This window comes from Aggregatilinea sp. (genome assembly GCF_036822615.1).
In the GTDB taxonomy this organism is placed as follows: domain Bacteria; phylum Chloroflexota; class Anaerolineae; order Aggregatilineales; family Aggregatilineaceae; genus Aggregatilinea.
Genome location: NZ_DAISHJ010000188.1, coordinates 1 through 5976, shown reverse-complemented (window position 1 = coordinate 5976; position 5976 = coordinate 1). Strand labels below are relative to the sequence as shown.

The following is a 5976-nucleotide window of genomic DNA, read 5'->3' as shown; positions in this document are numbered from 1 at the left end:
CCGTAGGGGTAGGGCTTGCCCTACCCGGCTTTTCCCTCAACGGGCGGGGCAAGCCCCGCCCCTACGGATCTACACGAGCATGCTTGTTTCCCCTCGCCCCTGCGCTTGACTTACAACTTGAAACTAACGACTGATAACTGCCTCTCTTGACTTCGAGCGTACTCGAAGGAGTATGCTGGCTCTGGCTATGAAAACCCTTGAAGAAGTGGAAGGAATGACACCATGAAAACCGTATCACTGGGCCACAGCGCCCTGACCGTCACCCAGATCGGCCTCGGCTGCATGGGCATGTCGGAATTCTACGGTCCCTCCGATGAGACCGAGTCCATCGCCACGCTGCACCGCGCCCTGGAACTCGGCGTGACCCTGCTCGACACCGCCGACCTCTACGGCAACGGGCACAACGAGCGCCTGCTCAAAAAGGGCATCGTGGACGCGGGCAAGCGCGATCAGGTCGTCATCGCCACCAAGTTTGGCTTCGTGCGCGATCCTGAAACCGGCGCGGGGCGCGGCGTCAGCGGCAGGCCCGACTACGTGAAAGCCGCCTGTGACCGCAGCCTCCAGCGCCTCGGCATCGACACCATCGACCTGTACTACCAGCACCGCGTCGATCCCGAAACGCCCATCGAAGACACCGTGGGCGCGATGGCCGAGCTCGTGCAGGCGGGCAAGGTCCGCGCGATCGGTCTGTCCGAAGCGGGCGCGGAAACGATCCGCCGCGCGCACGCCGTACACCCCATCACTGCGCTGCAAACCGAATATTCGCTCTGGTCGCGCGACGTGGAAGGCGAGATCCTGTCCACCTGCCGCGAACTGGGCATCACGCTCGTCGCGTACAGCCCGCTGGGGCGCGGCTTCCTGACCGGCAAGATCGACTCGCTCGACGATCTGGCTCCCGACGACTGGCGGCGCAACAATCCGCGCTTCCAGGGCAACGCGCTGCGGCAGAATATGCGCATGGTCGAAGAAATCGAAGCGCTCGCCGCCGAAAAAGACGCCACCCCGGCGCAGATCGCGCTGGCCTGGGTGCTCGCGCAGGGCGACGACATCGTGCCGATCCCCGGCACGCGCCGCATCAAGTACCTGGAAGAAAACGTCGCGTCCGCCGGAATCGTTCTGATCGCAGACGACTTCGCCCGGCTGCGCGCCCTCCCCATCCCCGAAGGCTCGCGCTATCCTGACATGCGGCTGATCGGCGCGTAATCCGGCAGCGTTCCGGCAGGTCCACGTGGGCAGTTTCCAAGAGTCGCAGGCAGCGGCTCTTGTTTTTTATGTGGGGGAGTCTGCGGCTGTAAATTGCGCCAGATCCGTCCAAATTCGGGCTGCGGCTTTGCGCCGCCACCCTTTTTTGTCGTTCTAAGAGTCAACCCGGTACTTGACGAGGTAGCGCTGACGGTAGCGGCTTGATTCGGACGATTCTTTCTGAAATGGAAGTGGTCACATTAGGGTGGAGGAGTGTTTTTTCCCTGGACGCCGGATCCCCTGCCCGTCCCGGGAACGCCGTATACGCCCGAATGGCGCTGCGCACGGTTCTCATCTATACTGCACGCTGTTGTGAACGGCTCAAGGCCCCAGAGAGACGCCAGAACCACGTTTTGGTGAATTTCCTCAAATAGCTTTGAAAACGTTCACAAAGTGCTTGACGATTCGCAGCAATAGAGTACTATTACCTTTATGCCTGAGTTTTCAGTTTCATATTGATGCTATTGCCGCACAAGCCTGGGGCCAAAGAAGAAGGGGGTGACACCAGCACATTCCGTCCATTTCCAAAACAATTCTGGCACTAAATAGACATACTAATAAGGAGTTCATGATGCATCGCAAATTGGCGCGTCTCGCAGTAATCCTTGTTGTTTTCTCCATGGTCCTCGGCATGGCTGGCTCGGTTGTCCGGGCCCAGGACAAGATCAAAGTCGGTCTGTCGTTCTCTGACTTCGCCACCGAGCGTTGGAAGAACGAAGAAATCCTCATGCGCAAGCTGCTGGAAGACAAGGGCTACGAAGTCCTGTCCCAGGAAGCCAACCACGACGTTAAGCTGCAGAATGACCAGATCGATAACATGGTCTCGCAGGGCGTCGCGGCCCTGATCATCGTCGCTGAAGACGGTGACGCCGTTTCGACCGCCGTGAACAGCGCTGCGGACGCCGGTGTGCTGGTCCTGGCCTATGACCGCCTGATCAAGTCGCCCAACATCGCCGCGTACCTGTCGTTCAACAACGTCGAAGTGGGCCGCCAGCAGGCGTTGGGCGTCCTCACCGCGTTGGACATCGACGGTGGCGAATGGACCGCCGACAACCCCGTCAAGCTGGTCAAGCTGGGCGGCAGCCCCACCGACAACAACGCGATCCTGTTCCGCAAGGGCCAGGACGAAGTCCTTCAGCCGTACGTGGATTCCGGTGTGATCGAAGTCGTGGCCGACCAGTGGGTTGACAACTGGGACGCCGTGAACGCGCTGAAGATCATGGAAAACATCCTGACGGCGCAGGGTAACGAGATCGATGCGGTTGTGGCGTCGAACGACGGCACGGCGCTCGGTGCGCTCCAGGCGCTCAAGGCCCAGGAACTGGCCGGTGTGGTCCCGATCTCCGGTCAGGACGCGACGGCGGACGGCTGCAACAGCATCGTCAAGGGCGAGCTGACCGTCAGCATCCTCAAGGATATCCGCAACCTGTCGCCGCTGGCCGTGGACCTGATCGACCAGCTGCTCAAGGGCGAAGACATTCCTGACCTGCAGGAATACACGATGGCCGAACTGACCAACGACGACACCCAGGAAGGCTCCGTCATGGCCTACTTCCTGCCCGTCGTGCAGGTGAACGCGGACAACGTCTACGACCTCGTGGTCGCCAGCGGTTTCCAGTCCTACGACGACGTCTATCGTGACATCCCCGAAGACGAGCGTCCTCCTCGTCCGGCGCTCCCCACCGCGGAAGCAACCGAAGCTGCCAGCTAGCCTTATCGGACCGGTTCCGGAGTTCTGGAATCGACGATAGCCCCAGCTGACGTTTGAAGAAATGGGACTTCCCTGCCGATGCAGTCACTGCCTGACACAGGGAAGTCCTTTTTGGCAAGCAAGGACAGGCAATCTATGGCGGATGACACCAACGACATCATCCTCGAATTTATCAACGTCACCAAGACGTTCCCCGGGGTGACAGCACTGAGCGATGTGTCCTTAAAAGTTCGTCGCGGTGAGATCCACGGCCTCTGTGGTGAAAACGGAGCCGGGAAATCAACCTTGATGAAGATCCTGTCGGGTGTGTATCCGACAGGCGATTATGAGGGAGCGATTCTCTACGATGGGCAGCCCCTCAAGCTGGATCATGGCGCGATCCAGCAGGCCAGCAAAGAGGGTATCGCCACGGTTTACCAGGAACTTACCCTTATTCCCAACATGACGGTCGGGGAAAATATCTTTCTGGGCAGAGAACCCGTCGAACGCGGGGCCATCAACTGGGACCGGCTTTATGCCGACACACGGGCCCTTCTGACTAAATATAATTTGGACATCCAGCCGCAGTCGATCGTCAAGTTTTTGGGCGTGGGCAAAATGCAGATGACGGAGATCGCCAAAGCGCTCTCCGAAGATGCAAAGGTGCTCATCCTCGACGAGCCGACCAGCGCGCTGACTGAAGCTGAAATCGACAAGCTGATGGAGATCCTGCACACGCTGAAAGATCACGGCGTGACGTGCATCTACATCACGCACAAGCTTGAGGAATTTTTCCGCATCACGGACACGATCACCGTCCTGCGCGACGGCAAGGTCGTCACCTCGCAGCCGATCGAGAATCTCACGCGCGAGCAGCTCGTCAGCTACATGGTCGGGCGCGAGATGAAAGAACGCTTCCCCAAGGGGGACCATATCCCCGGCAACGTCATCTTCGAGGTCAACGACCTGCACGCCAAAGATCCCGAATCCGACCGCGAAGTGCTGCGGGGCGTTTCGTTCACGCTGCGCAAGGGCGAGATCCTGGGCATCGCCGGGCTGATGGGATCGGGCCGCACCGAGCTGGTCATGACCCTGTTTGGCGAATACGGCAAGATCACGCATGGCAAGATCATGCTCGAAGGCTGCGAGCTGAGGCCGCACAACTCGCGCGAGGCGATGCTCTCCGGGCTGAGTCTGGTTCCCGAAGATCGCAAGCGGCACGGCCTCGTGCTGATGCAGTCCGTGTTGAAGAATATTTCGCTCGCCAACCTGGACCAGTTCGCCTCGTGGCTGCGCATCGACGACAACGCCGAGCTGAATGCCAGCATGCAGTTCGCGCACAGCCTTGCGATCAAAGCGCCGAACCTGAATGTGCCCGTCGATTCGCTGTCGGGCGGCAACCAGCAAAAAGTCGTCATCTCCAAGTGGCTGATGTCGAAGCCCAAAGTGCTCATTCTGGACGATCCCACGCGCGGCATCGACGTGGGTGCCAAGTACGAAATTTACAAGCTTATGAACGATCTGGCGAAGCAGGGTATCGCCATCATCATGATCTCCAGTGAGCTTGAAGAAGTATTGGGTATGAGCGATCGCGTTATGGTCATGTGCGAAGGCCGCTCCGCCGGAACGCTCGACATCCAGGACGTTACGCAAGAAAAGATCATGGCCCTGGCTACCGGAACAGCCTGACCGGCCACCCTTAGAGCACACTTTTTGAAAGGCGGTTATCGTGAGTTCAACGTCGGTCCCATTCCCATCTGAATCAAAATCGTCGAGTGCGGCATCTGCCATCGCGAAGATGCTGCGCGCGAACATTCAAACCTATACGCTCATCGGAGCGACGATCCTGATTTGGGCTTACTTCTATTACAAGACGGATGGCCGTTTCCTGACGCCGCAGAACTTCTCGAATCTGTTCCGGCAAATGACGGTCACCGCCTTCCTGTCGGTCGGGATGGTCCTGGTCATCGTCACGGGGAACATCGACCTGTCAGTAGGTAAGCTCGCCGGATTCGTCTCGGTGGTGGTGGCCTACTATCAGGCAAACCACCTCACCCAGGCTTTTGACAGCCAGTTCGTCGTCGCGTCGCTCTCGGTGTTGATTGGCCTGGGGGTAGGGTTAGTCATCGGCATCATCCAGGGCTATATCATCGCCTATCTGAGAGTCACGGCCTTTATCGTGACGCTGGGCAGCATGTGGCTGTTGAACGGCGCGATCTTGCTCGTCACCAAGGGCAAGACGATCCCGGCCAACCAACCGACCTTCTCGGAGATCGCGCAGGGGTATCTATCGGCCAATGTCGGCTGGATTCTCGCCGGGGTGACGGTGGTCTTCCTGTTCTACGCGATGCTACGCAACCGCCAGAAGAAGCAGCGCTACAACTTCCAACTGCCGCCGCTGGGCATTGACATCCTCAAGACCGCGTTCTTCGCGGCGCTGGTGCTGGGCTACGTCTACCTCGTCAACCAGTACAAGGGCATGCAGAACCCCGTGCTGCTGCTGATGATCGTCGTGGTGGTGGTCGCCTATCTTTCGAACAACACGCGCTTTGGCCGCTACGCCTACGCCATCGGCGGCAACCGCGACGCGGCGAAGCTGTCCGGCATCAACATCCGGCGCAACATCTTCGCCATCTTCGTGCTGATGGGCTTCCTGTGCGGCGTGTCCGGCGTGACGCTGGCCTCGTACGTGGGCTACGGCACGATCTCGGCGGGCCAGGGCTACGAGTTGGACGCCATCGCGGCCTGTATCCTGGGCGGCACGTCCACCCTCGGCGGTGAAGGCACCGTCTTCGGGGCCATCGTCGGCGCGCTGATCATGACCAGCCTGAGCAACGGTCTGCAAATGACCAACACCGACGCGGCCTACCAGTACGTGCTGAAGGGCATCGTGCTGGTGATCGCGGTCTACGCGGACGTGCGCCTCAAGCGCAGCCGCTAGTAGAGACAAAAACACCCCCCATCCCCTCACCCCTTCCCCCACGCAAGCGGAGGGAAGGAGAATAAAATCAGGGTGGGGCAGTCATCCACAGGATTTGTCGGGG

4 protein-coding genes are annotated in these 5976 nt (G+C 59.6%); all 4 read left to right on the top strand.

All coding sequences use genetic code 11. The features are described from left to right. Positions 1–222 precede the first annotated feature (222 nt). The 4 genes from V7116_RS25080 (at position 223) to V7116_RS25065 (ending at position 5873) form a co-directional block, all read left to right on the top strand. The gene (locus V7116_RS25080; protein ID WP_324394740.1) at positions 223–1203 is read left to right on the top strand and encodes an aldo/keto reductase; all 981 of its coding nucleotides are present in this window, start codon (positions 223–225) and stop codon (positions 1201–1203) included. Positions 1204–1813: 610 nt separating this feature from the next. Next, positions 1814–2953 (top strand): substrate-binding domain-containing protein, encoded by a 1140-nt coding sequence (locus V7116_RS25075; protein WP_324394739.1) that lies wholly within the window; start codon positions 1814–1816, stop codon positions 2951–2953. A gap of 135 nt (positions 2954–3088) precedes the next feature. Continuing rightward, the gene (locus V7116_RS25070; RefSeq protein WP_324394738.1) at positions 3089–4621 is read left to right on the top strand and encodes a sugar ABC transporter ATP-binding protein; all 1533 of its coding nucleotides are present in this window, start codon (positions 3089–3091) and stop codon (positions 4619–4621) included. Positions 4622–4661: 40 nt separating this feature from the next. Beyond that, entirely contained in the window at positions 4662–5873 is a 1212-nt protein-coding gene (locus V7116_RS25065) for a sugar ABC transporter permease (RefSeq protein WP_324394737.1), read from the top strand. Positions 5874–5976: the final 103 nt, after the last annotated feature.

Coding starts and splice junctions, on each gene's coding strand:
- V7116_RS25080 (WP_324394740.1), top strand. CDS start 223: ATGAAAACCGTATCACTGGGCCACAGCGCCCTGACCGTCACCCAGATC.
- V7116_RS25075 (WP_324394739.1), top strand. CDS start 1,814: ATGCATCGCAAATTGGCGCGTCTCGCAGTAATCCTTGTTGTTTTCTCC.
- V7116_RS25070 (WP_324394738.1), top strand. CDS start 3,089: ATGGCGGATGACACCAACGACATCATCCTCGAATTTATCAACGTCACC.